Here is a 24645-nt window from a genome sequence, read left to right on the forward strand (position 1 = left end):
GCTTCGCATCCCCTCAGCTCTCCTGCACCACCCCGGCGTCCAGGCCGATCCGCAGGTACTCCTCCAGCACGGCCGCCAGGTTGGCCTCGCGCTGTGGTTCCGCCAGCTCGGTGTACGCCCCCATCGCCGCGCCGGTCGACGAGCCGGTCCGCAGGGCGACGTCGCTGCGCGCGTCCAGTCGTGCGTACGCCGGATCGCCCGGCGCAGTCGAGCTGAAGACCGGCGACAGCCTGGCCCTGACGATCGCGGCCTGTGCCGGATCGGTGACGTCGCCCAGCGCCAGGTCCGGCTGGCAACGGTACCTCCGGGGAGTCGTCGTACCGCGCGCCAGATAGCTGAAGCGCAGGCACCCGTGCTGGCGGCGCTGCACGGTGACCAGACCGTCCAGCACGCAGTCACTCGAGTCCAGCTGTTGTGCAGTGACCGGACCGAGCGCGGTGACCTCGAAGAGCACGACCGGGCCCCCCGGAGCGTCGATGTTTTCGACGATCGACCTGGTGACCTGCAACTCCGGTCCTGGCGCCGGGATGGAGACCGCGGCCGCGATGGTCCGCCGCAGCTCGACGACGAGCCGGCCGTTGTCGGACTCCGGCGACGCCGGCTCCTCGACCCTCAGATCACCCAGCGTGCAGCTGCCGAGTGTGAGCCGGCCGAGATCACCTGGTGCTACCGCAACCGACCCCTCGATGAGGAAGCCGTCCAGCGTCAGTTCGCCGGGGACGTCGTCGGCCGTACCGCCGCGCGCGGTCAGCGACGCCACGAGGTGTGGACGACGATCGGCAGGCACCGCATCCGATGGGTCGAGGGCCATCGGGACGTCAGCCTCAGCGGCGGGCCATCCGGCGGCGAGGACCAGGAGCTCACTTCCCTCGGGAACTGTGACGTCCACGTCGCCCGCGTAGCTTCGGTTGTCCAGCACGATAATGGCTCCGACCGCACCCGGAGGTACTGCGTTCCACTCGTCGACGGCGCCGGTCACGGTCGTCAGACGGACGTCCGGCACCGGCGCCAGCGCGCTGCTGACGACGCGGAACCACGTCACCCGGCTCAGCACCTCCGCGGTCCGCGGGTCTCGGCGATCGTAGGTACCCGCACCGATCGGCCCGGGACTCGCCACGGAAGCTGTGACCTCGACGGAGGCCGGGTTGAGGTCGGGACGGAAGGCGACTCTCCCCAGGACCGGGTCCACCGCGACCGCCAGCGGAGCGGCAGGTCTCGGCCACGCGCTCGGCGATCCGGTCAGGTCGGCCGACGTCACCTCGCTGCGTGGAATCAGTTTCACCCCGGAGCCGAGGTCGGCGAACACCTCGATCACCGGATCGTCGCCGAACCAGCGCGGTGGCTCCGTCGATCCCGCCCGCAGGGTCTCCAGTTCGTCGTACAGGGGCCGGCGCCGTAATGGCGCCGGCACGTTGTGCTCGGCGGTGCGGCCGCCGAACGACGGCTCGGTGCTGCCCGGATTGAAGAGAGCTACGTCGAGGCCGCGTGGGTCGACCGTGAAGCGTCCGTCCGGCGGGTCCGCGACAGCCCGAGCCGTCGATCGGCTCACCCGCTGCGGAACCAGCCGCCAGACATGCAGTCCGATCGTACCGATCCCGTAGCGGCCGGCCGGCGGCCGGCGGACCTCCACGGTGTGCGCCGCCGTGCCGAACGGTCCACCGATCAGCTCGAGGTCCGACGTCCGTCGCAGGTCGGGAACCTGCAGCTGCTCCGGTCGCTGATGCGCCATGTACTGCGTCGTGCCGAGCCGGCTGAAGTACTCGATCGCGGCAGCCGGCCAGCCCGTCACGTCGTACGCGAGCCGCTCGAGACCCGGAACTGTTCCCTTCCGTCGTCGATGATCGAGAAGATCGGCCACCAAGGCGCGCATCCGGCCGGCCCCGGGTCCCAACGGATACAGCAGCCGGGCGCCGAGCAGGTCACCGACATACGGAACCAGAGCGTCGGCGCAGGTCTCGATGAACCAGTCGTCGTACAGCAGGCCGAGGTCCTTGACCACCACGTCCGCCTGCTCGCCGAGTACCTGCAGGAACGCCTCGAGCACGCCGTCGGCGTCGCGCTGCCGATGCAGCAACGGCAGCATCTCCATCAGTTCGTCGCGGTAGCTCATCACTGCACCGCCAGCCTGCCGGGCGCCAGGGCAACGATCTGTGCGGGGAGTGCGTGCCCCGCTGCCATCCGGGCCGGTCGGGCGGGCACGTCCGCGACCGGATCGGCCACCGTCACCGCCTCCACACCTCGCACGCGATGCACAGCCAGCAGGATTTCGCCGACGGTCAGCGGCTGAGCCAGGTCGCGGACGTCGATCGCGAGCGCCGTACCAAGCTCCGCCCGGACGCCGGCGAGTACCCTCGTCTGGTCATAGCCTGAGGCAACGAAGACAGTCGTGGCGACCGGGACGAACAGCCGGTCGGCACGGTCGACGACCAGCGGCATCCGCTCGTCGCCGGCGCCGAGGAGGACGGTCTTCAGGTCCTGCAGTGCCTGGTCGTCGATGTCCTGCCCGGCAGCGCCGGTGACAGTGACGTGCACGACCAGTCGGCGACCGTCCCAGAGTCGCGTCGCGTGCGCCTTGCCGATACCGGCGACAGTCCGGGCAAAGTTCTCGACGTCTCGCAGGGAGACCACTCGATCCAAGGTCAAGGCGGTGCGCTGTGCATTCCCCCGGATGCTCTCGGCCGACTCAGGATCCGCCGCGAGACCGGTGGGCAACGGATTGGTCACCGCCTTCAGCCCGAGCGGCCTGGTCATCGGCAGGGTGAGCTGCCCGGCCTCGACGCGGCCGATGAGGCCGGTACCGATGCGATAGCTGGCGGTCACGTTGTTGGTGCCGGTCGGCAGCCGCGCACCGGTCAGTCCGTCGCCGAAGCCGACAGTCGTGACGCCGTCGGCAGCTGTGCGGCTCGTGTAGACCTCGTCCTCGGGACCGGCTCCATACAGCTGTGGGACCTCGGTCCAGAGCCGGCTGTCGACTCTGACTTGCAGCGTCGAGACGACAGCTCCATTGGGCGCGGCGATGTACGTCAGCGGCGTCTGCGACAGCGTGAAGCTCTGGTACGGCGTGCCCGCGTTCCCACTGCCGAGCACCTGGGACCGCGTCTCACCATGACTCGCCGATGCGACGTTCGCCGACACCCGGACTCGTTCACGGTCGTAGCACCCGCTGAGCGCCACGGCGAAACCCAAGGTGCTGACGGTCTCCGTGCCGGCGGTCGGTCCCGCGACAGTCGCGATCTCGGTGTGGACCTCGGCGTCATCCGGCGGCCTGACGGTCACCACCTGGTGGGACAGCGCGGTGACGATTCCACGGCTGGTCGGCCAGGTGATCGAGCGGTCCGCATTGGCCACGGCCTGCGCCACCACTTCCAGTAGCTCTCCGGCATGCAGGACGAGGCTCGTCCCCTGGTCAGGCGTGACCACCAGGCCGCGCACTCCATCCGCCACCTGGATCAGCGGATGCGGGCCGCGGACGACAACGGTCCGCCCCGCGTCGACCGTCGGCACCGGCCACGCCAGCTCGATCTGGCCGCCCTGCACAGGCAAGGGGTTGGGTACTTCGGTGAGCCCGAGGGGCTCGGAGCCGACCCACACGCTGGTCTCCCGTACGTTGTCGCCGAACCGGCTGCGGACCGACGGTCCGCGCACCGTGAGCCTGCTGACCCGGGAGGTGAGCGCGAAGTCCGCCCGCGAGGTCTCGCTGACGGCTTGAATCCGATACGGTTCGGCCACTCCGGCCAGGCTGAGGACCGCCCAGGAATCGATGGTCGCGGTCGGGTAGAGACCGTCGAGATCGATGATGTTGTCCGCCCCGCCGGGTACGACGACCGACCAGCCGGGCCAGTCCCCGGTCGGCGGCTCGAGCGGAGGCGGCAGGATCTGGTGGCCTGCCGGACGCGCCTCGGCAGGCGGCGTCACAGCATCCTTGATCAGCCGGTAGTCGGGCGCGCCGGCGCCGAAGACGCCCGCCCGACGGCGCAGCACGAACAAGCCGGCGTCGGTCGGGTCCGGTGTGGTCGCCAGCGGTTCGGCCCAGGACAATCGGGTAGAGCCGAGCGCGGGCAGCAGCTCGACACCCGACAGCAACCGGAACGCCCATTCCCCCGCGGTGTCCGAGTTCTCGCGCTCCGAGCCGACCAGCAGGACGGCATCACCGATCGCAAGATCGGTCCGCAGACCCTCGATGTACGCCGACCGGGCGCCTGGCCCCAGGAGCTGGACAGTCGCGGTGCGGGCGGCGATCGAGTTCCAGGCCGGTCGCGCGTCGAGCGTTTCTACCGTCTCGTAGTTCTGCGGGACCTGCCCCGGTCCGGGCATGCTGGAGACCTTGGTCCCGACCGGGATCGGCACGAGCAGCGGTGCGCCGATCGCCTCCTCCAGGCTGAACGCCAGGAAGGTCGCGGCAGCGCGGCCGCGCGCGGGCTGGTAGCCGACGGCGTGCGCGAGCTCGTTCACCGACGACCACTCAGTTGCTGTCGGCAAATACCCTTCATTGGCCAGTCGCTCGGAGTAGAAGGTCAGCACGTCGAGTACCGCGGACCAGGCGTCCACCAGTGCGATCGACGGGTCGTCGGTCCGCCGCTCGGTGAACCGGTCGAGCGCCGGCTGCCGCCCGAGACCACTGAGCATCGCCGCGGAGAACGTGGCCGCTGTGCCGGCACGGCGCTGGATCGCGGGTGAGTCCGTCATCGCCCACCCACCACCGTGACCGTGAGCAGACCGCGCTCCGGCCGGTCCGGATCGTTCGCCAACTGCGCGATCTCGAGGTCGCGTACCGTCAGAACGCCCTTCGTCAGCTCGTCACCGGCCGCTTCGCCGTACCGCTGGAACTTGGTCGCGCGCACCGTCGCGACACCAGGCACGGCGAGCACCGCGGCATAGATGGGGCTCAAGTAGACCGGCGTACCGAAGGTGAAGTTGTCGGGATGGAACAGCCCGCGCCGCCCGTCGCGCAGGACGCCGGACGACAGGACGTCGAGCACGTCCGCCTCGACGTCGCTGGCGAAGCGGGTGGACCGGACGCCAACCAGCAGCTCGAGCTCGAGTGGTACCGGCTTCGGTGCGGATACCTCGAGGTCGACGCCGGCCATCCGGTAACGGTCGAGGAAGTCCTTGACGCCCTGCTTGAACGGCACGTCGACCTCGGCGCTGCCGACACGGTCGACCGTCACGAACGCCGTGTACCAACTGCCCGTCCAGCGCAGGTGCCCGGCGGCTCGCTGCACTCCCGGAAACCGTTGCGTCGTCAGGGTTCCGTAGTCGGCCTCGGTGACCGCGCGCTCCTGGCTGCGGAAGGCGTACGGCGCGTCCGTCCGAACCTTCTCGGTCGGCTCCGGATCGAATCCGCCTGCCGCGGCCAGCGGGTTCCGGACCGTGAGCACGCGTTCGTCGCCGGGGCGCAGCAGCGTGATCGATTCAGCCCCGACGTTCCCCACCGTGCCGTGTCCCTGCCGGTAGGCGACCACATGACGCGCCGCCGGGTCCGGTCGCCGGCCGTAGACACCGTCGCCGAAGCGGAGCGTGGTCGTGCCGTCGTCCTCGGGCTCGACGACGAACTCGGCCGCATCCGGCTCCGAGCCGAGCAGATCGACGACCGGGTCGTAGTCACGATCGCCGTCGCTCACCTCAACCACCGGCCGGGCGGCGCGCGGGTCCACGGCAAGCTGACGAGCCGCCGGAGCGCCGACGTCGTAAGCCGCCGCGTACGTCGGACGTCCGCCGGGCAGCATCGGCAGCCACCGGCCGGCCGCGTCGAGCTCGTCCGGCAGCACGATCGGCGCCATCCGCGCACCATGCTCGACGAGTACGACGTTGCCACGGGCAACCGCACACACGACACGCTGCCGCGGTCCGTCGCGGGTGCCGGTGATCGAGCTGATCTGCAACGGGAACGGCACCGCATCCTCAGCGTCCCACGTGACCTCGACGACCGGGGTCCCGTCCAGCGGATCGACCGCCGGCGTCACCGTCGTCAGCCGGACGACGTGCCGGCGGGCCCGATCGGCGTCGACCGCGAGCCCCGAGCGCGGTCCGGCGATCTCCTCGAGCAGCAGGAAGTCCCCCGGTTCGAGTGCGCCGCGCGAGGTCAGGGTCGCCGATATCGCACCGGCGGGCAACATGCACTGGTCGTCGGTCCAGGTGTAGAAGTCGAGCCGATTGTTGCCCTTGTCCGCCCGCAGCGCGTGCCGGGACTCGAACACGAACTCGCTGTCCGCGGTGAGGAACTGCCGGCCCTGCTCGATCGGCGTCAGCTCGCTGACGGCGACATGGACGAAGGCGCGGGCGGCGCAACCTTCGTGCACGCGATAGCCGAGCAGACGGGCATGGCGGCGTACCGAGACGCGACGGCGTGCTGTGCCGAGATAGGCCTCCATCGCGACCGCGTCCTGCTGGTAGCTCAGCCGGTCGGCGACGAATGCGAGCAGCTCAACCAGGGTGAGCTGGAGATCGGCCGGATTCCGCTCGGTCCAGTCGGGCACGGTGCGCGCGAGACGGTCCAGCATCAACTGCCGGAAGCTGTCGTAGTCCTTGGCCAAGTAGTCCCGAACGCTCGATGTGCCGGCGGCCGACGGGACATCGGACCGGGCTACGCAGTCGAAGCGAGTCGGACAGCCGGCCTTGAAGGAGAAGCCGATCGCACTCAACCGCGGGTCGAAGCCATCCGGCGTGGTGCCGGTGACCGGATCGACCAGCTCGAGCCGGTAAGTCGAGAAGTCGCCCGGCCCCGACACCTTGACGGTCAGGATGTCGTTGGTCGTCGAGGTCGTCACGACGCCGATGTCTTTGACCCGATCGCCGCCCGAGATGACCACGTGTGTGCGGTTCAATCGAGTCCCAGTCGCCGGTACGCCGCCGACCTGACCAGGCAGGGGGTGCAGGAAATGCACCTCGAGTCTGGTTTGACCACCGATCACCTCGAGATAGTCGATGCCGTTCACCGTGCCGGCATCACGGACCGCCTCGGTGCGCAGCTCGTCCGCACACGAGTACGGCGTACTCACGGCGTACTCCGGAACTCGTCGACCCGTGCCTCGTTGGTCGCACGCACGGTGTAGGCGACCCTCACCCGAAGCGTCTCCGCCTCGGCGCGGACGTCGACCTCCTCGACGCTGATCAGATCGGCCAGCCACTCGTGCAACGCGGCCTGGACGGTCACGCGCATCGCGACGGCCAGGGGTTCGGAGTTGGGCTGGAAGACCAGCTGCAACAGGCCGCAACCGAAGGTCGGCCTGTTGACGCGTTCGCCAGGCGCGGTGAACAGCACCTGCTCGACCAGCTGCCGGATGTGGTCGTCCCGTCCGATCCGAGCAGTACGGCCGCGGCTGTCGATGCGGAGGGGGAAAGCTATGTCGGTCATGTCGCCTGCACCCGGGTCTGGAACGTCACGACTTGCAGACCGGTACCGGTCGGGACGCACACCGCCGTACCGGTACTGACCAGCAGCGGCACGCCGGACGACGTCACCCGAGTCGCGGCAACCACCCAGTTGGCCGTGACACAGGGCGGCGTGGTGGGTGGCGGCAGCGGGCAGCCGGAGATCGTGTAGACGGAGGCTTGTCCGATCGCTGCCTGACCGGCGACCTTGACCCGCGGCAGTGGAGTCGCCGGCTGGGCCTGGCCGCCGTGCATACACAGGACGGTGTCGCTCTGGGACAGGACGAAGGCGGCCATCAGATGACCTCCAACGCGCCATCGTTCACTGCAACCTTCGGCCCGGTCAGCTTGATCGAGCCACCGCTGCCGTTGACGATCTCGAGGCCGGTCGCACTCAACTTCACCGACGCGCCGTCTGCTGTCTCCAGCGTGATACCGCCGGCACCAGGCGTGTCGTCGATCGTGATGCTGTGCCCTGCACCGGTGACGATCATCGTCTTCCGGTACGGCGGCGACAGCCACTTGCCCGGCAGCTCGGAGCTCGAACCCCACCAGCAGCCGGACCAGATCGGGTAGTCCGGGTCACCATGCTCGAACTCGATCCAGACGCCCGCGCCGACATCGGGCAACGCGAAGAACCCGAGCTGGTCCCCACCGAACGGTGCGCACGGCAACGCCCAGCCGCTCGAGCCATCGCCGTACACGTCGGGAACGTCGGCCTTGATCCGCATCCGCATCATCGGATCGTTCACATCGTTGACGACGCCGCGGTACTTGCCCCAGAACTCCTTCCCGGTCATGGCACCACCACCGGCGTCAGCGACGACGTACCCTCGCGGCTCAGCGCGAAGGACTGTGTGTAGGAACCGGCCGAGATCGTGTGGGTGACGCGACGGACGTAGTAGTAGCCGTCGTAGTCGGTGCCGGCGCCGCGAAGCCCGACCAGACCGCGAGCCCGGAGTATCGCTCCGTACCGCGCGGTGTCGAGCGTCCCCGAGCCGGAGACAGCCTCGGGCGCCTGAGTCGCGGCCGCTGCCGAGGCCAGTGCACCGAGCGCGGGACCGGCGTTGGCCGCCGTCCGGAGCCGCGTGGTACGCCGGGCCGGCGCCGGATTGGCCGACAGCGGTGGGATCCGAAGGGCGGGCAGCGCGGGCAGGGGGATCTTCAGCTTGAAGATCGGATCGACAAACGATCCTTCGGCGCCGACCGCGGCCAGTGAGTCGAAGCCGAAGGACAGACTCCGCACGTTCTGATGCGGCCCCATGCCGACGGTCAGCCGGGATTGCGGAAGCGATGTCCGCAGCACCGGTCCCCAGTACGCCTTGTTCACTCCGAACGTGACCGGCTCGGTGTAGAACACGAAGCTGTTGGCGGTGGCCAGGCGCTCGATCAACGCCAGGTCGGTCTCGTTCTGCTGCGGCGTCCGATCGAGCTCGAGCGGGATGTCTGTGGTCGGCGCCACCGCAGGTATGAGACCGAGCTCGGGGTACTGAGCAAGGACCTTCGCGACGATGACCGAGTCGGGCTGGTTCGGGTGCGGCTGGTTGTGTTCCTCCAGCCCGAGCAGCGAGGTGATCGTGGTCCCCGTGACAGTGAGCGTCGACTCACCGGGCATCCCACTCGGCGTCAGGTCGTGCCGTTCGACCACCCCGTCGATCAGCGGTTGTGGCACGACGCCGAGCACGGCACCGATCCACACCCGGGTCCCCGGCGCCAAGGTGTCGATGATGTCGAACCGGCCGAGCCTGTTCTTGGTCAATGCGAAGGTCAGCTGGAAGCCGTCCATCGAGTCGCTGTCGTTGGTGACCTCGGCGGTCCGCAGGGCCGGCAGCAGCCGCGGCCGCGGTACCGGCAGGGGATCACCGGCCCACAGCAGTAGACGAATACCGAGAACCTTTTCGAACACGGCAGTCACCCACTCGGCGGCATCGCGATCGGCACCTGCTGACCTGGATGCTCCAGCTCATCCGGCCGGAGAACGCCGGCAGCGTCACACATGCGCCAGGACTGTGTGGCGTCTCCGAAGTACCGGTCGGCCAGATGGTCCAGCCGCTCCCCCGGCTCGACGGTGTGCCGCGCGAGGAGGGTGTGGTCCTGCGGTCGCGGAAGGACCCGCCGCCGTAGGTAGGTGAGCTCACGCGATGTGCCGTCCGGTCCCGGGACGGTGATGGTCGTGGTCGGCAGGCCCGCGTACCGGCTCGTCGGCGTGAACATGTCAGGCCCTTCCGCCGAGTCCTGCGGTCGCCGTCGCCGTGAACGAGCTCACGCCGGCCATGCTCGCCATGACCTCCTTGGCGATCTGGTGCACCAGGAACAGGCCGCCACCGACACTCGCCAACCCGAGATCGTCGTACGTCAGGACTCGCACCGCGATCGTCACCTTCGCCTGGATCGGGTTCAGGCCGGGGTCGTATGCCTCTTCGGCGACAGTCAGATCGGTCACGCGGACCGGCAGCACGCGGCTGGGTCCCCAGATCAGCAGGGCCAGTGGCGCCTCCGGCGCAATCACTTCGATCAGCCCTGCGAGCATCAGGGCTTCGTTGGCGATCACCCGTGCGGACGGCGGGTAGAGCATCATCTCGAGTGATGCCAGTTGTGGTGCGATGCCGAGGCCTCCGGCGACCGGATCGCCGTCGGCCAGTTGATCCGCCGCGTCGATCTCGATGTCCAGCTCGAAGGTCTCCTCCGGTGGACCGGACAGGCGCAGGGCCTCGCCTTCGGATCCGTCCGAGCCGGTCGTCATCGGCCGCAGCCGGCGCGTGAGTTTCTCCGGGTTGTACTGGAACACGACGACGCTCGCCACCGGCTTCAACGGGTCAAGGCCGATCAATGCCCCCTTGAACACCCGCGGAGAACCAGAGAATCCCGTCACACCCCCAGCGTCCCGGCCAGACCGTCACCGCCCCGTCACGAGCCCTCAGAACCCGATGCAGATCGCGGCGCACGGATCAGCCCTTGCGCGCGGTAGTGCGCTCTGACGGCTGCTGCGACGGCGGACTCCACGACTCGCCGGTCAGCGGTGCCCGCCTGCGCCACAGCTCGTTCGATCGCCGCAAGCAGCGCGGCCCGATCGGTCGCGGCGCCGCTGACGCTGACATCGTGCAACTGTGCTCGATCCGGGGCGTTCATCATGCACCGGCCTCCGGACGGATCGATGGCGTGGACAGGCCGGCCTTGACCGCCTCCAGCCGGGCCGCCCGGAGGATATGTTCCATCCGTACCGGCGTGCCGGAATCCGCGGCCAGTACGGCGGCGTTGACGGCGACGTTGCGGATACCGCCTCCGGACAGGGCGATCCTGGCCAGCTCGAGCACGTCGAGGCCGGCGGTCGGGGTATCGCCGGGGAAGGCGCGCTGCCACATCGCGGCACGCTGACTCTCGTCCGGAAACGGGAACTTCACGACGTACCGGATCCGGCGCAGGAAGGCGGTGTCGATGGCGTCGGACAGGTTGGTGGTCAGAATCGCGATGCCACGGTACGCCTCGAGTCGCTGGAGGAGATAGGACACCTCGACGTTGGCGTAGCGGTCATGGCTGTCGCGGACCTCGGTGCGCTTGCCGAACAAGGCGTCCGCCTCGTCGAACAGCAGTACCGCGGCTCCATGATCGGCAGCGTCGAACACCTGCCGGAGGTTCTTCTCGGTCTCGCCGATGTACTTGCTCACCACCGCGCTCAGGTCGACGCGATAGACATCGAGACCGATCTCGTTCGCGATCACTTCGGCGGCGAACGTCTTCCCGGTGCCGCTCGGACCGCCGAACATCGCCGTACTCCCGAGGCCGGTGCTGCGACCCATCCGGAGCCCCCAGTCGTCGTACACACGGACCCGGTGGCGCGCGTGGGCGACAAGCACTTCGAGCGTACGGCGTTGTGGCGCCGGGAGGATCAGGTCGTCCCAGCGAGCGGTCGATTCGATGCGTTGGGCATGGGCCGCGAGCAGCGGGCGATCCACCGCCCGGCAGGCCGGCCACAGTGCATCGCTCTGGCCACCTGCCGCCGTGGCTACGATCCCAATGGCGGTCGCACTGAGATCGAAGGCGGCGACCAGTTCCTCGATCGGCGCATCCGGACCAACGGCCGCGTGCCAGAGATCACGCTGCTCCGCTGCCGTCGGCGCGGGCACCTCGATCGCCAGGGCCGGACACTGTGGCAGTACGGGCGATTGATCGGCCGAGACCGCGATGCGGGTCCGGGACGCCGCGACCAGCGCGTCAACGGCGGTCCAATCGTCACGTCCTTCGACGAAGAAGGCCGTCGCACCCAGGGCGCTCTCGCGTTCGAGCAACCTCGCCAGCTGGTCACGAGCACCGGCCGCCGCGGGAATCGCCGTTGCTTCGAGCAACGACAGGCCCACTCCGAGGTCCTGCGCCGCATGGGCCGCGACCGCCACCCGGGTGCTGCGGTCGGCTCCGGTCAGCACCCCCACGAGCTCCTCGGCCGAGCGCCACGCGTCGACGAGTTGGTGGGCGGCAGGTCGCTGACCCGGAGTGAGCGGAGCAGCGGTTTCCACCGGCCTGACGAGTCCGGCGAGCTTCGCGTCGGTGGTGCGGAGTCCGGTGAGGTGGTGGAGGACGCGCTCGTCGATCCGCAGCTCCGCCGTCGTCAGGGGGCTGTGCTCGGCGACCTCGATCAACTGCCAGCGCCGCAGCCCGCCGTCCGGCGTCAGCGCCGACCAATGCGCTCCCGGCAGCGTCGCCAGCGCCAGACCGAATGTGGGCGCGCGTCTGCTGGGATCGCCGGCCGCCTCGGCACACAAGGATGCGAAGCCGGCGTCCAGTTCGATTCCCGCGCACATCAGCAGCACGGCACGTTCGAACGACGAGAGTCCGAACGACTCACACAGTGTCTCCAGCGCAGGCGGTGGCTCCAGCTGGGGCAACGCCGCCGTAGTCCCGGACCGCTTGGTGAGTTTTGCCGACAGATCCGCCAGAGCCGCGACGAGGTAGGCCCGGTTCGCCTCGACCCAGCTCTGCTCGTCCACCGCGGGTTCTTCGGTGCTCACCGACGCGGCCATCAGATCGTCACCACCGGTGCGGTGATCGGGAGCTCGGTCGCCGGCGTCACGAGACTATCCGCACCGTCGACCTGCAGAACCACGGCGTACTGGCCGCTGGGCAAGTTCAGTGCAGCGGTGATGGTTGCCGAGTCGGCGGATCGATCGGGGACGTCGACAGTCCGGACGGTGTGCCCGGTGGCCGGCGAGAGCAGGCGGATCGTGACGGTCTGATGAGCGCCGATGACCAGATCGCTGGTGACCGTCAGCTGGCCGCCACCGAACGACGCCGCGATCCGGGGTTGCAGCACCACGCCGGCAACGTTGCTCGTCTCGCCGGCGCGTGGTTCGGCCGGATCTCCGGCCAGCCAGCGATGTGCGACGAGGATCGGTTGCAGCCCAGCCCGAAGGCGGGCGCTGGAACCCAGGCCGACGGTCAGCTCGGTGGGGCTGACCGCGGTCGGGGTGAGCTCGGCGGCGCCGACCCGGATCGCTGTCTGCTCGCCTCGCAGACCGCTACCCTCGACGACGAGCTCGCTGTCGGCGACGACCGGGTCGCGCGCACCGGCGACGTTGCGGATCAAGGTGATCGTCGGCCGGAGGAGTCCGCGGACGGTCAGTTGCTCCGCCAGGACCGGCGGCGCCGGCGCGGCGACGTCCTCGCGCTCCTCCAGGAGGATCGGCGATGCTACGTACGTCGCGGACAGCTGGTATGCCGTCTGGAAGAAGACCGACCACAGCTTCGACAACTCGTCGAGGTCCAGTGGTTCGGGGGTCAGCCGGACGAGCTCGTCCGCGGCAGCCAGGTCGGTCTGCTCGAGGAACTCGTGACGTGGTGTCGGATCGGCCGCCTCGGCGGCGACCTTGTCGATCAGTGCCCGGGTGATGAGCGGGCGCGAGTGCAGGCGGGCAAGCGTTGCGCCGAGCAACCGTTGCGGTTCGAGCTCGTCGTCCTTCCCGTGGAACGTCAGCAGGTAGTGCAGCCGGCCCGCGAGGCGCGGACGGGTCCGCATCGCACCGTCAGCGCCGCGGGCCGGAAGATCGTCGTTGCGCCGGGCCGGATCGTCCGAGATGCGGTAGAGATAGATGTTCACGCCAGCGGATTCACGCGGTACGTCGGACCGGTCGGTCCAGACCGTCGCGCCGCCGACCGCCTTGTCGACCGTCTTGGTCAGGAGGGCCTGCAGCGCGACCGTCACGGTGGCGATGGCCAGCGAGTTGCTCACCGCCCGCTCCGCGACTTCAAGTACTCCGCAAGCTCAGGAGCAGACGTCGTCCGGCGCCGCCGGCCCGGTCGTGAGGCCGGCGCGGCGACCGCCGGCCGGACGATCTCGATCCGTCCGATTGTCACGTTCACCTCCGGCTCCCCCGCATCCACCGGCACCTCCAGCCGCGGCACAACCGCCACGGGCTCATCCCACGCCACAGTCGTCACCTGGCCTACTTCTTCGCGGGGCGGGCCTGCTGGATCGATGATCTCCCCTGCGTGCGCTGAGTTCTCCGCGGCCGTGTCTCCATCCTTCGCCGCTCTGGCTGGCAAGCCACCGTCGGAAACGTCCCGATCCGCCCGGGAACGGGTCTCCGCCGCCGGCGGCTCTCGTGCCGCGTTGTCGGCCACCACCTGCTGTTCGCCCTGTGAGCCCCAATGACTGGCTCGTGTGCGCGACCCGACCGCGGAGTCCTGATCGACGCCGCCGGATACCGCGCTCGTCGCGCCGTCGTTCTCACCGAAAGCCGCGTCGCGCCGCTCGACGGGCACAGGGACAATGCGACGCGCGCCCTCCGCGACCTCGTCCGCAGAGCTCATGGATACCCCCGCCGCGTTCAGCTCCGGTCGTCCACCAACGGTCGCGGCTGCCAAGGCGGCTCGTGACGCACCGCGAGGATGTTGAGAGACCTGGCGCTCGTCGTCAAGGTGCTCAGCCGAAGTTTCGCCGGCAGACGCTGGGGTCCTCCGCCCGGGCCGGTCGTCGAGTGCTCGTCGTACGACCGGGCCGGCGTCGGCGGTGGGTGCCTCGTATGCCGCCGGTGGTCGCGGACGCAGCCCGGTGTCGGCCCGGGTCGCGCGCAGCACCAGCCGGTTCAGGTAGCCCGGTCCGGTCACGGCTGGACCGCCGACAGATACAACGCACGCCGGAAGGGACTCAACCCGAGAATCTCCGCCTCACTCCAGCCATAAGCCTGGGCAAGCACGTGGACGTCGACCGCGAGCCGGCGCGCCGCCGCCTCCAGCGAAGCCCAGGCGAACCGGACCGGATCGAGCGAGTCCGACCACTCCGCACCGCACTCGGCGCAGGACAACACCAGGCGGACGTCAGCAGCAGGGTCCGCCGCTTCCAGCGCGGACTCGACCGCCAGCACGACCGCCTCGGGCAGCGCCCGCGGCTCCATCACGGTTCCGGCGAGGTCGGCAGACAGGACGCACCGCTCGAGCAGCGCGTGCCGGAGTTCCTCGCCCGCCGTCGACGCCGGCAAGTGCGCGAGATCGCCACCGGTGGGCAGCCGGGCGACGACCCGGTAGCCGTCGTACCGCACCGAGACCTGCGACTCGGTGGTCGTTGGTGCCACCAACGCCGCCGGATCGACCTCGACGTCGAGCCGCGCGCCGCACTCCGGGCAGTCGGTGACCGCGTCCAGCGATCGATCGGCCGGAAGGCAGGCGCGCATCAGAGCCTGATCGCGCTCGCCGACCGGCCAGTCGCCGGCGTCGTGATGGCCGGCCACGCTCAACAACAGCAGTGCCCGGGCGGCCGGCGTCATCGACCGGCCGGCCTCCCAGACGTCGAGCACGGCCATGCCTGCCTGGCGGCCGGTCATGTCAGTGCCGGCTCCGCGGGCTCGGTCACCTCGAGATCGCGTTCCCAGCCCTCGTTCTCGAGCTTGATGGTCTGGATCGCGACGGCGTTCGCGTTGGCGTCGAGGTCGGGCAACGCCTGGTACTCCGACACCCAGCAGCGGAACACCTTGTAGGCCAGGACCTTCTGACCCGCCTCGTTGTACACCTCGATGATCACGTCCTTGCGGAAGTCGCGCAGCGACGACTCCGCACCGAGGCCGGCCCCGAAGTTCCAGACCTTCGCGGCCCAGTTCTCGAACTCGACGTCGTGAGTGACCCCGCGCTCGAGGGTGACCGCCTCGTACTCGCTGCGCCCGGCAGACTTGCGGGTGGTGCTCGGGTCGCCGCCCTCACGGTGCTTGACCACCTCGGTGGTGCGTTTCAGCGGACCGACCTTGCTGATCCCGGCGACGTACCGCCCGTCCCACTTCACCCGGAACTTGAAGTTCTTGTAGGGATCGAAGCGCTGTGTGTTCACGGCGAACTGGACCATCGTGCTGCCTCTCAACCGACGGCCTGGCCGGCCATCTGCTGGATCTGGATGACGACGAACTCGGCGGGTTTGAGTGGGGCGAATCCGACCAGGATGTTCACCACTCCCCGGTCGACGTCGCCCTGCGTCGTGGTGGTCCGATCGCACCGGACGAAGTACGCGTCGCGGGGGGTCAGGCCCTGGAACGCCTGTTTGCGGAACAAGTCTTGCAGGAACGCACCGACGTTCAGCCGGATCTGCGACCACAGCGGTTCATCGTTGGGTTCGAAGACGACCCAGCTGAGCCCGGCGCGCAGACTCTGCTCGATGTACAGGGCGGTACGGCGTACCGGGACGTACTTCCACTCGCTCGCCAGCAGGTCCGCGCCGACCAGGGTCCGAGCGCCCCAGACGACGTTCCCGACGACTGGGAAGGTCCGCAGCACGTTGACGCCGATGGGGTTCAGCCGGGCGCTGTCCGCGTCGTTGACGACCGAACTCAGGTCCGCGCCCCGCAGCGTCGCCTCGATACCGGCCGGAGCCTTCCAGACGCCGCGGGTCGCATCCGTCCGGGCGAAGATTCCGGCGACGGCGCCGCTCGGGCCGATATCGCGAGCGGCTCCGTTCGCCAGCGGGTCCGGCATCCGCAACCGGGGCCAGTAGATCGCCGCGTTCTTCGAGCCAGCCGGAGCGTCGGTTCCGGCGGCCCAGGCGGCCATCTCGGCGCCGGTATCGGTCGCGGCACCGGGAGGTGGGTCGACGACCAGGAACGCGAAGTTGTCCTCGCAGAACTTCGACGCCTTGTCGACGAGCTGATCCAAGCCATCGCCGAGCGTGGCCGCGGCGGGGATGCAGAGCAGATTGAACACGGCCGGCTCGATCCTGGTGAGCGGCGCGAGCCCCGCCTCCAGTGCCGCGGACAGCTTCGTCGTGTCGTTCGCGGTTCCATCGGCCTTCAGCACAGCCGTATCCACACCTCCAGTGAGTACGGCGTACGTCGTCACGTCCGACGGCTCACCCGTGGCCGAGGCCGCGACCGGGTCGGGGTCCTTGGGTGTGGCCGCGATGTCGGTCAGCCGAATCAGGTCGGAGGCGTCGTTGACGGCCGTGATCAGGGTCGCGGTGACCGCCGGCAGGTTCCGGTGGATCTCGCGGACGGCGATGGTGCCATCCGCCGCGACCTCGCCCACGACCACGTTCACCGCGCCCGCCGCACCACTCGTCACGGCGACCCGAAGAGCATTGCCCCAGGCACCAGGTGCGGCCGCGGTGACGGTCACCGTGTCAGCACCGTCCTCGTCCTTCAGGCTGGCGGTCGCGGCCTTGTCATCGGCCAGGTCGATGCGCACGATCCAGGCGGTCGCACCGCCGTTCAGGAAGTACTGCAGCACGCCGTAAGACGCACAGCTCTGCGCATGAAGTCCGCCGAACACGCGGGTGAACTCACTGAAACTGTCCACCCGCGTCGCCACACCGACAGGTCCGCGGGAGAACCAGTCCACGAAGGCGGTGAACGACGTACTCACTCCGACGATCGGGCCGGGCCCTCCGCGCAACTCCTCGATGTAGATTCCGGGTGCGCTCAGTGTCGAGGGCATGATCTCTTCCCCATCCGCCGGTCGGCCAGTGTGTCCAGCCAACCGCGGGCCCCGTCACGACCGCGTCACCGGTCCGAGCAACTCGTCGAGCCAGCCCTCGACCAGCCCCAGCACCTCGTCCCGGCTGGTGACGACCCGCGTCCGCACCGACTCCTGCCGGAGGTCGGTGGAGATGGTCATGCGAGCGCGGATCTCGCCCCCGGCTTCTGTCCACAGCCGGATCACGACGAGTCCACCTGGCCGGGAATCCTCGGTGCTCACACACCCATTCATCCGCCACCGGCCGTCACGTCGGTGTCAACACACCACCCCTGCGTGGCAGCAGTCCGCCGAACCGGGGCGACGGCTCGAGCTCCAGCTCACGCCAGAGCAGCTCGCGGTACAGCTGGTAGTGCTGGATCGCGTCCGACAGATTTCCCTCTGCGACGTACACCGCGATGAGCGCCTCGTTCGCGGTCTCCCGCAGCGGCTCGGACCGCACGGCCTCGAGCGCCAGGCGGAGGGCGGAGTCCAAGCGCCCCTGCTCGACGAACAGCCGGGCCGCGACCTCGAGAGCATGCAGACGGAGCTGGCTGAGTCGTTCGCGCTCGAAGACCACCCAGTCGTCGTACCACCCGGCCAGCAACTCAGGCTGGCAGAGCGCCGCCAGTGTCGAGTCATCGACAGACCGCCGGCTCATCACCTCGTTGACGACGCGCTCCTGCGCCTCGCTGTCGACGCGCGCAGCAGGCACCAGCCGGAGTGCGTCGCCGACGATCTCCAGTAAGCCGGCCGCGACTCGGTTCATCCGCCACACACTCGTCCGTAGGCTCGCCAAAGCCTGCGTTTCCGGTACTTCCGGCCACAGCGCACCGGCCACCAGGCAGCGGTGCGAGATCCCGCGAAGTCCGAGGAAAGCCGCCAGCCGCTGGAGGCCGAGCGGCAAATCGATCGGAACCCCGGATCGCTCACACGCGAAGCATCCGAGCAGACGCAGCCGCAATTCATCCATAGCGCACCCCCCTGGCTCAGCCATGGCGGGCCGGACCTACCGGGATTCGCCACGAGCGGCAAGCCAAGCCCTCATCCACTCTGACACGGCAAACCGCACACGCCAAGGCGTCGTCAATTGGACTGCCCAATGATTACGGGGCCTTGGGGTAAGTGACAACGACTTTGGTGAGTCCGATGACGCTGTGGTAATTCAGCCGCTTGATCGTATTCCGGTTGGTCCAGTCGACGTGCACGCAGCCGTGCGAACCAGCGTCGACCGGACCGGCGTGCAGGGACTCGCCGTCGTTGTAGAAGACCGCGAAGCTCATGTTGCTGAGCCGGTCGCCACGTGCGTCGACCTTGGTGTATCGGTTGCTCGGGCCTTCGCGCTGGGCCGGGTCGTAGTGGACGCCGGCTGTCCCGGAGTACTTGCCGCTGTTGTAGCCCGCGCCTTCGATCCGGAACACCGTGAAGCTACCGCGATCGGTCAGCCACCCGAGGACTCCGCCGGCCACGGGGAAGGGGAAGTCGGTGCCCTTCGCCGGATTGTTGAAGTACGTCGCGTTCGCTGTGCCTTTCCAGTACTCGCGCCCGTCGGCATCGGTGTCCTTCGAGGCGAAGGCGACCTTGACCGACTCTATCCAGGGCTTGGCCGCTTTGTCGGTCTTCGGGTCGAAGGAGTCCTCTTTCAGGACGGCATCGTCCTCGACCCCGAAGTTGAACGCCTTCGGATTCCGGTAGCGGCGTACCACTCCCGGTGTCCCCTGCACCACGTGCGCCAGTTCATGGGCCAGCAGGTACCGCCCGGGCAGGCTCGCCGGCGCATAGGCGCCGCGGCCGAACACGATGTCGTTCCCCACCGTGAAAGCCGGCGCTCGGACGTCCCGGGCAGACCGGTCCGCTCTGTCATCCGCATGGATCCGGACCTTCGAGAAGTCATGCCCGAACCGCTGCTCCATCCCCGCCCGCACCGAAGTCGGAAGCGCTGTCCCGTGCTGGCCCAATGCCCGCTGCACACTGGCCGGAGCCCGCACCTCGTCGCACTCACCGGACGACCGTGAGCCAACCCCCACCTGGCGCCCAACCCCCGTCAAGGCAGCCCTCGCCAGGGCATCCGCCTGCCGCTCCGCAGCTTCCCCCTGCGCCATGGAATGCACCCGTTCCATCCCCCGATCATCCGCCGCCGGCTACCCACCGGCAACCCTCGTCTTCGCAGTGCGCGCGGAGGCCGCCGACCGGGAGGAGCTCTCCGGCACCCGGGAGCCGTGAGACCGAGTGCCGTCTGGACGCACGCGGTAGCCCTCAACGCGCAGCGCATCGGCGTCTTTCAGTGGATCGACATTCACGAGCGGCTGGCAGTGTGACTGGGTCGGCAGGCGATCAGAGGATGATGCCGTAGGCCTCGGTGAAGGCGGCCTTTGCATAGGCATTGGTTGCGTAGCCGTAGCCGACATCGCCCCAGCCAGTGCCCCAGCTGTTGCGGACGATGAAGCCGGTACCGGTGTAGCCCACGAGCGCGACCGCATGGCCCCCCTGCTTTGTCGCCGGCTTGTACGTGGTCAGCTTGCCGTTGGTCGCGCTGGCGTCCATCCAGGTGGAATCGACGTCGAGACGCACCAGGACAGGCCCGCTGCTCGCGATCCACGTCCGCCAGTCGGCCAGGGTGACCCCGAGGTTGAAGTAGGACGCGATCTTCAACTGGGCCGCGATGGCGTAGAAGGTGGCGGTCTGACCGACGTACAACGTCGGCGGAGTGAACGGCAGTTCCGCATACCGCACCGACCCCCATTTCCGCGCCACATCGAGCGCGGCCTTCAGCCACGTCCCGTCGGACTCGATGAACGTTGTCGGCCTGGCGACGAATTGGTCCGTCTCCTTGGCGGCCATCCAGATGAATCGCTGTGACATCTTGTCGGCTTTGTCGATGCGACCGGCCTGCACGAAATGCCAGCGCAGCAGCGAATCCGCCAGCGCCCAACCGACACACGATCCCGTCGCCGCCTGATCGCCGATCAGCCACCAGGTATCGTCTCGAAGGTCCACCGACTTCGGCAGCCTTGCCGGAGCGGTGACCACGCCCGCGTTGGCTGCAGTACTGAACAGCCAGTCGTTCTCCTGTTCGGGCGACGGAAGGCAGTTGAGGATGCGAGTGTGGCCCGCGACCTCAGCCGTGGCGACTTCTGCGGTCGAATACTTCTCCACGGTTCCCCCAATTCCCATACCGATGTCCACCCCATGGATCGTTACCCAACCCTGCGGAGTGAACTGTTGCCTCCACCGAGCGCTCTCGAGGACCGGATGTCAACCTCCCAGTGCGTTTGAATCCCCTGTTTGCTCAGCCGGTGTCAATTGCAGACATCCGGTCGAAACCGCCTCGCTCCAGACGCCCTTCGCTCGAACTCCGCACGAACTCATGCCGGCGATCCAGCATCTCCGTGAGGATCTCGTCGTCGTTCCCGGCGAGACGACGGAATCCATTGGTCTCTGGATGAAACGGTTCCACGGTCGGCTGCGATAGGACTTGTGAGACTTGAGGCGGGAACGGTCCGGGGTTTGCGGAGTTCGCATCTGTGGTGGGAGAGCAACTGATGTCAGTTCAGCCGGAGGGCTCAGGGCTCACGCGGTTCGCGGCTGATTTGCGGCGGCTTCGGGACGAGGCCGGCATCGGTAGCTACCGGGCGCTGGCCAAGCTCGCGCATTACTCGCACACCAGTCTCGCGGAAGCGGCGGCCGGAAAGACTCTGCCATCGCTCGAAGTGACGCTGGCATTCGTCGGTGCTTGCGGTGGCGATGTCGAGAGCTGGCGCCGGCGGTGGGCGGAGCTCTCGTCGGCGTTGGCCGAGCCTGCGGAGACCGTACTCGCGGTCTCCCCTTGGCCGCGACAGGATGTTGCCGACGGCGCCGACCCACTCGCGGCGGATTGCTCCGCCGATGGCATCACCGTCGCGGTCTCGAAGGTTGCCCTGACCGACAGACCGCACATCGTCGGTGAGCTCGAGCTGCGGTACTGCCGAAGCAAGCATGCAGCCTGGGGCAGGTTCACCGGGACGGAGGGCCTCGACAAGCTCGCTGTCTACCGGCACGCCGTCGACCTCGTCATCGGCATCACCCGCGACGGGGACGGCAAACGTCTGGGCTTTCACGTCGACTACGCGTTCGACAAACACTGGAGTGATCTCCTGACGACCGGCGACAGTACGTTCTCCGCCTGGGTCATCGTTCGTTTCGACGGTGCCGAGGTCGCGTACGGCGAGACGGAGCGGATCCAGCTGGCGTGAGTGGGGGCCCTACCCGCAGATCCATGCCGGAGGCTGCCGGACCACACCGCCGTACGTGACCGTGCCGTACGCGCAAGCGATCACCGCCGTCGGGGCGTACACCATGTCTGACCAGGCGGTCGAGTAGTTCCCGCCGTCCTGGTACCACCACTGCTCGCTCTGGCGCTTGACCGCCACCGAGAGCGACGTGACGCCGACGGTTGGGGGTCCTGGCCGTCGCAGCCGAAGCCTGAGCGGGTGGCCGCCATCGCCGGAGCAACGCTCATGACCGAGACCCCGGCCATGCCGAGGAGATTGACCAGTACAGCCCGGACAGAGGGATCAGCGTGGAGTCGGCGATACAGACGGGCAATGCGTAGGCAGTCACCTGCCAAGTACCTGACGCAGGACGCTGTCAGGCGGCTGTAAGTTGACGGCCGACAGCTGTCCGGCGCCCAGCTGTCATGTCACGCTTTCTGCACATTCAGCGACCTGGGGATCACAGAACGGGATGGTGATCAGGATGTCGCAGCTCAACGCCCGGGAATCGGTTCCGGAACCGCCGGTGGTACGGCGGCGGGTGAAGATGTACCGCAGATTCGGTTCGGGCGCGCTCGCCGCGCTGGCCGCGGTCGCGATCGGACTGCTGAGCGCGGCGCCCGCCCACGCCGATATCAGCGGCTACAGCGTGACGGGCACTGGAGGGGTCGGCCTCAAGGTCCGCACCGATCCGTACAACTCGGCTGCCACCGTCGTCGCGGTCCTCGCGGATGGTACGCCGTTCTCCGCGATCTGCGCCGTTCGCGGGCGTGACGTCTACGGCAACACGGTGTGGCACAAGATCAGCGGCCCGGTCCAGGGCTGGATCGCCGACTTCTACACGACGACGCCGGGATTCAACCAGTACATTCCCGGCGAGCCGGACTGCGCCAGCATGTACAACCGGGCCGCGGCCCGGGACTGGGCCTACGCACACTGGCAGGACGCGGAGAGGTATCCGGGCAACGACTGCACCTGGTTCGTTTCGCAGGCGCTGTGGGCCGGCGGGCTGTCACGGACGTCGACCTGGACGGACTACTCGGCTGCGGCGATCAACGCGGACAGGTTCAAGAACGCGGTCGTCGGTGCCGGATACGCGACGATCAGAGAGGTCGCCTGGTCGGACAATACTGCCGGCCACGCCCAGCTGGGAGACGTCATCGCCTATGACTGGAACGGTCCGGCCGACGGCTTCATCGACCACGTCGCCATCGTCACCTCGCTCAACGCGCAGGGATACCCGTCAGTGACGCAGCACAGCATCGCACGCCGCGACCGCTACTGGTCCTGGGACATCGACCGCAACGGCTGGATCCAGAACACCCATCCCGGTTCCCGCGTCTACCTGATCCACGTGACCAAATAACCCGCCCCGACCCACGACGGCACCGCATCGATCCCGACGGGCGCGATGCGGCTGCCGCGGTCGGCGCCGCGAGCGCGAGCGAGGGTGAGCGTTGGGGTTGCGTCGGGGTTGGCTCCGGTTGCGACTCGCCTCCGTACGGCCCGGTGCCGGTCAGCGCACCGGGTCGCCTGCGACGAACCGGGTCGCCAGCCCCGCGACCTCTGCGGGACGCTCGACACGAACTCGTCGATGTTCTGGTCCCCCTCCGCGTCCAGCTCGGGCCAGAACACAGGCGCGGCGTCGTCATCGATGAGACCCGCTGGCGCACCCCGACCAGCACCGAGAGATCGGGGCGCGCGACCCATCCGCGCGCGCGATCGGTGCGAATGACAGGCGTCGGATCGGCTTCGGAGAGTTGGCGGCGGAGGGCCGTGGGGGGCTTCGGGATGAACCGGCCGACGGCTGGCTACGTACCGATATCAGCAAGTCTCCGAAGAAGGTCGAACTTTCGGGGTGCGCGGGCACTCGTAGCAAGTAGTTGGTGGTGCGGCGGCTCGTCGCACCGCTCACTAGGAGAGGAGTAGGGCGATGCGACAGATTCAGGTTCGGCGGAGACCGCTGCGGACGCTCTCGCGCAAGAACATGCAGACGCTTGACCTTCGGACGCCTTCGGGTCGAGCGCTGCCCTTCTGATTCCAACCGTCAACACCGACAGATTCACGATCATGAACCTCAGACTGCATGTGCACCGCGCGTACAGCGGTGGCTGGTGTGCCGACATCGACGACGAGCAGGATCGGCAGCCGGACGACCCCTACTGGTGCGTCGACCAATGGCCGACGCTGCAGGACGCGATCACGGCTGGTTGTCACCAGCTGGCCAAGCTGTCTGCCACGCTGCAGACCATGCACCGGCTGCCCCGCGTCAGTGGGCGCCACGACGGTCTCGCGGTGTCACCGCCCGCGCAACTGGCCGCCTGACAAGCGCACGGCGCGCGTCATTGACCGCCACCGGGTGATGAGAATCCGCCGCCTAGTTTGTCGCGGACGCGGTTCCAGCGTTTGTCGTACGTCGGGCCGAAGCGGGTCCGGGCCCGTTCGAGTTTCCGCTCGCCGTAGCGGCGTAGTGCCCAGGTCGAGCTGGGCTTGGCCAGTCTGAGCGCTCCGATCAGCGCGACCGCCGGCACGACGATGCCGATCAGGCCGGTGGAGAGCTTGCCCTTGAGGAAGCACACGATCGCCATCAGAAGGTGGAACCCGATCGTGCCGAAGTAGGTCCATCTCGAGAGCGCGCTGCCGGTGCGTTCGGGCTCGGCGCCGATCGGGCTGGTCTGGGTCAGGAGGACGACGCCCAGCGCCCCGCCGAGCATGATCGCGTCGATGGACTTGCGGCCCTCCGGCCCCCAGTAGACGTCGTCGAGGTGGAGCCAGAGCGCGAACTCGTCCAGCGTCAGGGCCGCCCCCGCCCCGAAGGCCACGGCGAGCACCTCGGCCCAGGGACTATCCGGGGTGTAGCGGAAGTACAGGAGCCCGGCGAGCATCACCATCAGAATCCCCCAGACCTGATGGTGGATGTGGATGCCGCCGATATACATGTCGGACAGACCGCCCTGGGACTCGGCGGAAGCAGCCGCCTGCCGTTGCTTGGCGCGGATCCGTCGGGTGACCGCCCGTGTGACCGTGAAGGTGACGAAGAAGGCCAGCAGCATCCAGGCGGCCTGCGCCCGACCGGTGTCGACGAGATCCCGATACCAACCCATGC

General features: G+C 68.6%; 24 protein-coding genes. 3 read left to right on the forward strand and 21 right to left on the reverse strand.

Annotated elements, in window-relative coordinates; genetic code table 11:
• Positions 1–13: 13 nt before the first annotated feature.
• The 19 genes from ACZ6O0_RS03490 to ACZ6O0_RS03580 form a co-directional block, all read right to left on the reverse strand.
• On the reverse strand, positions 14–2110 hold the full coding sequence (locus ACZ6O0_RS03490) for a hypothetical protein (protein ID WP_465763210.1): 2097 nt from the start codon (positions 2108–2110) through the stop codon (positions 14–16).
• Positions 2110–4686, reverse strand: coding sequence for a baseplate J/gp47 family protein (locus ACZ6O0_RS03495; protein ID WP_465763211.1), 2577 nt, complete (start codon positions 4684–4686; stop codon positions 2110–2112). The genes ACZ6O0_RS03490 and ACZ6O0_RS03495 overlap by 1 nt, the downstream gene beginning before the upstream one ends.
• The gene (locus ACZ6O0_RS03500) at positions 4683–6998 is read right to left on the reverse strand and encodes a putative baseplate assembly protein (RefSeq protein ID WP_465763212.1); all 2316 of its coding nucleotides are present in this window, start codon (positions 6996–6998) and stop codon (positions 4683–4685) included. Before ACZ6O0_RS03500 ends, ACZ6O0_RS03495 begins: the two co-directional genes overlap by 4 nt.
• The gene (locus ACZ6O0_RS03505) at positions 6995–7354 is read right to left on the reverse strand and encodes a GPW/gp25 family protein (protein WP_465763213.1); all 360 of its coding nucleotides are present in this window, start codon (positions 7352–7354) and stop codon (positions 6995–6997) included. The genes ACZ6O0_RS03500 and ACZ6O0_RS03505 overlap by 4 nt, the downstream gene beginning before the upstream one ends.
• On the reverse strand, positions 7351–7668 hold the full coding sequence (locus ACZ6O0_RS03510; protein ID WP_465763214.1) for a hypothetical protein: 318 nt from the start codon (positions 7666–7668) through the stop codon (positions 7351–7353). The genes ACZ6O0_RS03505 and ACZ6O0_RS03510 overlap by 4 nt, the downstream gene beginning before the upstream one ends.
• The gene (locus ACZ6O0_RS03515; protein WP_465763215.1) at positions 7668–8171 is read right to left on the reverse strand and encodes a phage baseplate assembly protein V; all 504 of its coding nucleotides are present in this window, start codon (positions 8169–8171) and stop codon (positions 7668–7670) included. The genes ACZ6O0_RS03510 and ACZ6O0_RS03515 overlap by 1 nt, the downstream gene beginning before the upstream one ends.
• Positions 8168–9277: a hypothetical protein gene (locus tag ACZ6O0_RS03520; protein WP_465763216.1), complete on the reverse strand. Its 1110-nt coding sequence runs from the start codon at positions 9275–9277 to the stop codon at positions 8168–8170. The genes ACZ6O0_RS03515 and ACZ6O0_RS03520 overlap by 4 nt, the downstream gene beginning before the upstream one ends.
• Before the next feature lie 5 nt (positions 9278–9282).
• Positions 9283–9585, reverse strand: a complete 303-nt coding sequence (locus ACZ6O0_RS03525; protein ID WP_465763217.1) for a hypothetical protein — start codon at positions 9583–9585, stop codon at positions 9283–9285.
• Position 9586: 1 nt separating this feature from the next.
• The gene (locus tag ACZ6O0_RS03530; RefSeq protein ID WP_465763218.1) at positions 9587–10243 is read right to left on the reverse strand and encodes a hypothetical protein; all 657 of its coding nucleotides are present in this window, start codon (positions 10241–10243) and stop codon (positions 9587–9589) included.
• A gap of 256 nt (positions 10244–10499) precedes the next feature.
• The gene (locus tag ACZ6O0_RS03535) at positions 10500–12386 is read right to left on the reverse strand and encodes an ATP-binding protein (RefSeq protein ID WP_465763219.1); all 1887 of its coding nucleotides are present in this window, start codon (positions 12384–12386) and stop codon (positions 10500–10502) included.
• Positions 12386–13591 carry a Pvc16 family protein gene (locus tag ACZ6O0_RS03540; RefSeq protein ID WP_465763220.1) on the reverse strand — a complete coding sequence of 402 codons (1206 nt, stop codon included), beginning with the start codon at positions 13589–13591 and terminating at the stop codon, positions 12386–12388. The genes ACZ6O0_RS03535 and ACZ6O0_RS03540 overlap by 1 nt, the downstream gene beginning before the upstream one ends.
• A complete protein-coding gene (locus ACZ6O0_RS03545; protein WP_465763221.1) occupies positions 13588–13800 on the reverse strand; it encodes a hypothetical protein in 213 nt (70 codons plus the stop codon). Before ACZ6O0_RS03545 ends, ACZ6O0_RS03540 begins: the two co-directional genes overlap by 4 nt.
• A 665-nt stretch (positions 13801–14465) precedes the next feature.
• Positions 14466–15182, reverse strand: coding sequence for a hypothetical protein (locus ACZ6O0_RS03550; RefSeq protein WP_465763222.1), 717 nt, complete (start codon positions 15180–15182; stop codon positions 14466–14468).
• Complete coding sequence (locus ACZ6O0_RS03555) at positions 15179–15679, reverse strand: phage tail protein (protein ID WP_465763223.1); 501 nt, start codon at positions 15677–15679, stop codon at positions 15179–15181. Before ACZ6O0_RS03555 ends, ACZ6O0_RS03550 begins: the two co-directional genes overlap by 4 nt.
• A gap of 26 nt (positions 15680–15705) precedes the next feature.
• Entirely contained in the window at positions 15706–17271 is a 1566-nt protein-coding gene (locus ACZ6O0_RS03560; RefSeq protein ID WP_465763224.1) for a phage tail sheath family protein, read from the reverse strand.
• Between the two features lie 54 nt (positions 17272–17325).
• A complete protein-coding gene (locus ACZ6O0_RS03565) occupies positions 17326–17532 on the reverse strand; it encodes a hypothetical protein (protein ID WP_465763225.1) in 207 nt (68 codons plus the stop codon).
• A 25-nt stretch (positions 17533–17557) separates the two neighbouring features.
• Positions 17558–18058: an AfsR/SARP family transcriptional regulator gene (locus ACZ6O0_RS03570; RefSeq protein ID WP_465763226.1), complete on the reverse strand. Its 501-nt coding sequence runs from the start codon at positions 18056–18058 to the stop codon at positions 17558–17560.
• A 337-nt stretch (positions 18059–18395) separates the two neighbouring features.
• A complete protein-coding gene (locus tag ACZ6O0_RS03575; RefSeq protein ID WP_465763227.1) occupies positions 18396–19409 on the reverse strand; it encodes an eCIS core domain-containing protein in 1014 nt (337 codons plus the stop codon).
• Between the two features lie 214 nt (positions 19410–19623).
• Positions 19624–20475 carry a C1 family peptidase gene (locus tag ACZ6O0_RS03580; protein WP_465763228.1) on the reverse strand — a complete coding sequence of 284 codons (852 nt, stop codon included), beginning with the start codon at positions 20473–20475 and terminating at the stop codon, positions 19624–19626.
• Positions 20476–20831: 356 nt separating this feature from the next.
• Here ACZ6O0_RS03580 and ACZ6O0_RS03585 point away from each other — a divergent pair, with 356 nt between their 5' ends.
• A complete protein-coding gene (locus ACZ6O0_RS03585) occupies positions 20832–21521 on the forward strand; it encodes a helix-turn-helix domain-containing protein (RefSeq protein ID WP_465763229.1) in 690 nt (229 codons plus the stop codon).
• A gap of 9 nt (positions 21522–21530) precedes the next feature.
• On the opposite strand, the gene ACZ6O0_RS03590 is transcribed toward ACZ6O0_RS03585, so the two are convergent.
• Positions 21531–21698 (reverse strand): hypothetical protein, encoded by a 168-nt coding sequence (locus ACZ6O0_RS03590; protein WP_465763230.1) that lies wholly within the window; start codon positions 21696–21698, stop codon positions 21531–21533.
• 325 nt (positions 21699–22023) lie between these two features.
• On the opposite strand from ACZ6O0_RS03590, the gene ACZ6O0_RS03595 reads away from it, so the two are divergent.
• Entirely contained in the window at positions 22024–22905 is an 882-nt protein-coding gene (locus tag ACZ6O0_RS03595) for an amidase domain-containing protein (RefSeq protein ID WP_465763231.1), read from the forward strand.
• A 704-nt stretch (positions 22906–23609) separates the two neighbouring features.
• Positions 23610–23864: a hypothetical protein gene (locus tag ACZ6O0_RS03600; protein ID WP_465763232.1), complete on the forward strand. Its 255-nt coding sequence runs from the start codon at positions 23610–23612 to the stop codon at positions 23862–23864.
• 17 nt (positions 23865–23881) lie between these two features.
• Here the strand turns inward: ACZ6O0_RS03600 and ACZ6O0_RS03605 are convergent, their stop codons facing one another.
• Positions 23882–24643, reverse strand: coding sequence for a hypothetical protein (locus ACZ6O0_RS03605; RefSeq protein WP_465763233.1), 762 nt, complete (start codon positions 24641–24643; stop codon positions 23882–23884).
• Between the last annotated feature and the right edge of the window lie 2 nt (positions 24644–24645).

The organism is Kribbella sp. NPDC048837 (assembly GCF_055586945.1).

Bases quoted from the DNA above. Each gene is read 5' to 3' on its own strand.
- ACZ6O0_RS03490 (WP_465763210.1), bottom strand. From the start codon at position 2,110: ATGAGCTACCGCGACGAACTGATGGAGATGCTGCCGTTGCTGCATCGG.
- ACZ6O0_RS03495 (WP_465763211.1), bottom strand. From the start codon at position 4,686: ATGACGGACTCACCCGCGATCCAGCGCCGTGCCGGCACAGCGGCCACG.
- ACZ6O0_RS03505 (WP_465763213.1), bottom strand. From the start codon at position 7,354: ATGACCGACATAGCTTTCCCCCTCCGCATCGACAGCCGCGGCCGTACT.
- ACZ6O0_RS03510 (WP_465763214.1), bottom strand. From the start codon at position 7,668: ATGGCCGCCTTCGTCCTGTCCCAGAGCGACACCGTCCTGTGTATGCAC.
- ACZ6O0_RS03515 (WP_465763215.1), bottom strand. From the start codon at position 8,171: ATGACCGGGAAGGAGTTCTGGGGCAAGTACCGCGGCGTCGTCAACGAT.
- ACZ6O0_RS03525 (WP_465763217.1), bottom strand. From the start codon at position 9,585: ATGTTCACGCCGACGAGCCGGTACGCGGGCCTGCCGACCACGACCATC.
- ACZ6O0_RS03535 (WP_465763219.1), bottom strand. From the start codon at position 12,386: ATGGCCGCGTCGGTGAGCACCGAAGAACCCGCGGTGGACGAGCAGAGC.
- ACZ6O0_RS03550 (WP_465763222.1), bottom strand. From the start codon at position 15,182: ATGACCGGCCGCCAGGCAGGCATGGCCGTGCTCGACGTCTGGGAGGCC.
- ACZ6O0_RS03560 (WP_465763224.1), bottom strand. From the start codon at position 17,271: ATGCCCTCGACACTGAGCGCACCCGGAATCTACATCGAGGAGTTGCGC.
- ACZ6O0_RS03570 (WP_465763226.1), bottom strand. From the start codon at position 18,058: ATGAACCGAGTCGCGGCCGGCTTACTGGAGATCGTCGGCGACGCACTC.
- ACZ6O0_RS03575 (WP_465763227.1), bottom strand. From the start codon at position 19,409: ATGGAACGGGTGCATTCCATGGCGCAGGGGGAAGCTGCGGAGCGGCAG.
- ACZ6O0_RS03585 (WP_465763229.1), top strand. From the start codon at position 20,832: ATGTCAGTTCAGCCGGAGGGCTCAGGGCTCACGCGGTTCGCGGCTGAT.
- ACZ6O0_RS03595 (WP_465763231.1), top strand. From the start codon at position 22,024: ATGTCGCAGCTCAACGCCCGGGAATCGGTTCCGGAACCGCCGGTGGTA.
- ACZ6O0_RS03600 (WP_465763232.1), top strand. From the start codon at position 23,610: ATGAACCTCAGACTGCATGTGCACCGCGCGTACAGCGGTGGCTGGTGT.
- ACZ6O0_RS03605 (WP_465763233.1), bottom strand. From the start codon at position 24,643: ATGGGTTGGTATCGGGATCTCGTCGACACCGGTCGGGCGCAGGCCGCC.